We start from the raw sequence: 255 nt of genomic DNA, 5'->3' as shown, positions 1-255 counted from the left end.
GCCTTGAAAATCAACCCGATATCTGTTGGATAAGAAATATTGTTGGGTAGTACAGTGGAATCAATCAGCATAGTACTCTTATCAATAACTTTTGTAACCCTTAGCAGATCGAAAATGACGGCCTCTACGGCTTCAATCCCTTTTATACCAAAGCGTTTTCGCAATTTGCTCAGGTTGCTGGGATGCATGAAAGTAGACAAATCTTCATCTGGGACATTGCAAAAGTATTGAATATACCGGTTTTCTTTAACCTGA

1 pseudogene is annotated in these 255 nt (G+C 38.8%); it reads right to left on the bottom strand.

Going from position 1 to position 255, the window contains the following annotated elements:
* Positions 1-200: pseudogene (locus HXW94_RS20680) on the bottom strand (hypothetical protein); the annotation flags it as partial.
* Positions 201-255: the final 55 nt, after the last annotated feature.

Origin of the sequence: Desulfobacter latus (assembly GCF_013389365.1) — a bacterium.
Taxonomy (GTDB): domain Bacteria; phylum Desulfobacterota; class Desulfobacteria; order Desulfobacterales; family Desulfobacteraceae; genus Desulfobacter; species Desulfobacter latus.
Note: the sequence above shows the minus strand (reverse complement) of the source record. Positions and strands in the feature narration are given on the sequence as shown.